General features: G+C 42.6%; 4 protein-coding genes and 1 pseudogene. 4 read left to right on the top strand and 1 reads right to left on the bottom strand.

The window, feature by feature from the left end; genetic code table 11:
- Window positions 1-195, bottom strand: a pseudogene (locus WKF69_RS18345) (sodium:solute symporter); the annotation flags it as partial.
- Between the two features lie 145 nt (window positions 196-340).
- On the opposite strand from WKF69_RS18345, the gene recR reads away from it, so the two are divergent.
- The 4 genes from recR to WKF69_RS18325 are packed head-to-tail and all read left to right on the top strand — an operon-like array spanning window position 341 to window position 3,002.
- Window positions 341-958, top strand: coding sequence for a recombination mediator RecR (recR, locus tag WKF69_RS18340; RefSeq protein WP_340383808.1), 618 nt, complete (start codon window positions 341-343; stop codon window positions 956-958).
- Between the two features lie 28 nt (window positions 959-986).
- Window positions 987-1,802 (top strand): SDR family oxidoreductase, encoded by an 816-nt coding sequence (locus tag WKF69_RS18335; RefSeq protein ID WP_340383807.1) that lies wholly within the window; start codon window positions 987-989, stop codon window positions 1,800-1,802.
- Window positions 1,799-2,644, top strand: coding sequence for an alpha/beta hydrolase (locus WKF69_RS18330; protein WP_340383805.1), 846 nt, complete (start codon window positions 1,799-1,801; stop codon window positions 2,642-2,644). Before WKF69_RS18335 ends, WKF69_RS18330 begins: the two co-directional genes overlap by 4 nt.
- A gap of 49 nt (window positions 2,645-2,693) precedes the next feature.
- The gene (locus tag WKF69_RS18325; RefSeq protein ID WP_340383804.1) at window positions 2,694-3,002 is read left to right on the top strand and encodes a DUF3817 domain-containing protein; all 309 of its coding nucleotides are present in this window, start codon (window positions 2,694-2,696) and stop codon (window positions 3,000-3,002) included.
- Window positions 3,003-3,305: the final 303 nt, after the last annotated feature.

Genomic DNA, 3,305 nt, shown 5'->3' with positions numbered 1-3,305 from the left:
ACCCGGGACCGATATAAATGTGACGCCCGATAATGCAGTTCCAATCATTCCAAAAGCCACCAGATACCATTTGGAATTTTTGTTTGCCGTGAAAAAAGTAGAGTTGTCCGAAGATTCTCTGGAGGTTAAATAGGATATACCAATTAGCATCAGAAAGTATGCTACCAGAAAGCTGAGTAATATTGAGGGCTCCATGTTTGATTTTAGATAAGCGCCTAAATTAATAATTAAGTTCTTAATACGAATTAATTCATTTCGTATTGTTTCTTCGTATTTCTTTCGGATCTAATTAATCACCTAATTACCTGTGTAAAGATTATTTTTAAATTTAAATTTGTAAATGAATTTTTCTTCAAAGCTGCTTGAAAATGCAGTTAATGAGTTTGCAACCTTACCCGGTATTGGTCAGAAGACCGCTTTAAGGTTAGTGCTCCATCTGTTAAATCAGCCGCAAGCCGATGTCGAAAGATTCAGCCACACACTTCTCCAGCTTAAAAATGAGATCCGTTTCTGTGAAACCTGCCATAATATATCAGATCAAAAGGTTTGTGAGATCTGCATTGCTGTCAAGCGGGATAAATCGCTTATTTGCATAGTTGAAGATACCAGGGATGTGATGGCAATAGAGAATACGGGTCAATATCATGGGGTTTATCACGTGCTGGGTGGACTCATTTCCCCAATGGATGGAATAGGGCCTTCAGACCTGAAAATTGAAAGCCTTGTTGATAGGGTAAACGAGGGCAGTGTTTCGGAAGTGATCCTTGCTTTAAGCGCCACTATGGAGGGCGATACCACGATATTTTATATTTATAAAAAACTTAAGGATAAAAACATACAGATCAGTGCGATCGCCCGGGGAATTGCTTTTGGAGGAGAACTCGAATATGTGGATGAAATCACGTTAGGGCGTTCGATAGCTACCCGAATACCATATGAAAATACACTTGCCAGATAATCCTAAATAAACTAGCATATACTCTTTAATGGATCTGAAAAATAAGACAGTAATCATAACAGGTGCCTCATCAGGTATCGGGAGATCATGTGCTGAAGAATTTGCAAAACGAGGTGCTAATCTGGTTCTTGGTGCCCGGCAGTATGTTACACTGTGCGAAATCGCCCAGGAGCTTGAAACGCGATATAATATTAAGGCTATTGCTTTTCAGTGCGATGTTTCCAAAGAGGAGGAATGCAAGGGCCTGATCGATCAGGCACTCACAACCTTTGGTAGAATAGATGTATTGATAAACAATGCAGGGATTTCCATGCGGGCGTTGTTCGCACATGTGGATCTGCAGGTGCTGCGAAACATAATGGATGTGAATTTCTGGGGTGCCGTGTACTGTACGAAATATGCCCTGACCGACCTTCTCAAAAATAAAGGCTCCGTTGTTGGGGTTTCATCTATTGCGGGTTATAAAGGTTTGCCCGGACGGACTGGTTACTCCTCGTCAAAGTTTGCGTTGAATGGTTTTTTAGAATCTCTGCGTGTAGAAAATCTTAAAACCGGGTTGCATGTAATGGTTGCATCACCAGGTTTTACTGCCTCCAATATTCGCTTCGCCGCCTTGGTTAAAGATGGAAGTGCCCAGGGAGATACAAGCATGGAGGAAGGCAAGATGATGACCTCCGGCGAAGTAGCAGTAATTATAGTTGACGGTGTAGAGAAGAGAAAACGCTCCCTGATAATGACCGGACAGGGGAAGTTAACAGTATTTCTAAGCAAATTTTTGCCTTCGTTCCTCGACGGGTTGGTTTATAAACATTTTACCAGGGAAAAAGATCCGTTGATCAGATGAGGTTCAAGCTAATTTTTCTGTTAGGACTATTTGGCGGTTTGCAGTCCTCATTCGCAGTTTCGATTAAGATTAAGCGCGATATTTCCTACTCCTCCGACTCTTTGAAGGCTACCGCAAACCTTTTGGATGTATATTATCCAAAGGACGTATCGCAGGCAAAGGACGTGCTGGTTTTTATCCACGGAGGTTCATGGAACAGCGGTAAAAAAGAAACGTACTGGTGGCTGGGGAGGAATATGGCTTCTAAAAATGTGGTCACAATAATTATAAATTACAGTCTGAGCCCGGAATATCAATACGAAAAAATGGCTGCAGACTGTGCTATGGCCCTGAAATGGGTAAGCGCCAACGCCGTAACTTATGGGGGAGATAGCAGCAATATTTATGTAATGGGACATTCGGCAGGCGGCCATCTTGCTGCACTGATCCATTCTGATCCAAGGTTTCTCAAGAAGGAAGGAATTAGCGATCCCATACACGGGCTCATTTTGAATGACGCTTTCGGACTTGATATGTTCGAATACCTTACGAAAGCGGACCAGGATGATTACACCAGCAGTTTCCTTAATACTTTTTCAACTGATCAGGAGGTATGGAAAACTGCTTCACCATTGTATTATCTGAAGAACTTCAAAGCCCCTGTCCTGATGTTTGTTGGAGAGAAAACCTATCCGGCTATTCAACTCCAGTCGGAAAGGTTACGGAAAGAGCTTTCTACCTTGGGTACAGAGGCAGAGCTCAAGATCATCCCTAAAAAAAAGCACATCGCCATGATCGTGCAGATGTTTTTGCGAGGTAATAAGCTTTACGATTACATCCTGGATTTTATGCAGAAATATTGAATTGGATGCGGAATTCATATTTTTGCCCGAAATCTTAAGTATCAATACTATGCTCAAAACACCGCTTGGCCGTTTCCGGATAATTGCATTTTTAGAAGGGTGCTCTTTTTTACTTATCGGCTTTACAATGATCCTGAAATACAAATATGCAATGCCCGGCCCGAATTATGTTGTAGGTATGATCCACGGGTTTCTATTTCTGCTATATATGGGCCTGCTTTTGCATGTAGCTTATGTATATAAATGGTCTTTACGGAAAGTAGCTCTGAGTTTTTTGGCATCTCTCATTCCTTTCGGGACTTTCTATGCCGACAAAAAGCTTTGGAACGAGCAGCAGGATCTATCTGAGTTGAAGTAATTTTAATTCTGGTGCGGCGTGTAGATGGGTTAGGGATCGAACCGGCAGCTATTTGCCTACTTAATATTTCAAAGTTAAATCAGATTTCGCTGGCAAAAACTACCTGCCTACCGGCAGGCAGGTAGCGTAGAGCCCGGGCCCGCAGGGCAACCCCAAAGAGAAAACGTAGTGTTTTTGTCATAGCGAGCGAAGCGCGGCAATCCCTCCATTCAGAGATTGCTTCGTCGTGCCTCCTCGCAAGGACATCCTGACGAAACACAGCTAATTATTAATGCAAGGGCCTCGGTTTTATAATTCCCCCCT

This window comes from Daejeonella sp., assembly GCF_037719425.1.
Lineage (GTDB): Bacteria > Bacteroidota > Bacteroidia > Sphingobacteriales > Sphingobacteriaceae > Daejeonella.
This window is presented reverse-complemented; position numbering and strand designations above follow the sequence as displayed.

Bases quoted from the DNA above. Each gene is read 5' to 3' on its own strand.
- recR (WP_340383808.1), top strand. From the start codon at position 341: ATGAATTTTTCTTCAAAGCTGCTTGAAAATGCAGTTAATGAGTTTGCA.
- WKF69_RS18335 (WP_340383807.1), top strand. From the start codon at position 987: ATGGATCTGAAAAATAAGACAGTAATCATAACAGGTGCCTCATCAGGT.
- WKF69_RS18325 (WP_340383804.1), top strand. From the start codon at position 2,694: ATGCTCAAAACACCGCTTGGCCGTTTCCGGATAATTGCATTTTTAGAA.
- WKF69_RS18330 (WP_340383805.1), top strand. From the start codon at position 1,799: ATGAGGTTCAAGCTAATTTTTCTGTTAGGACTATTTGGCGGTTTGCAG.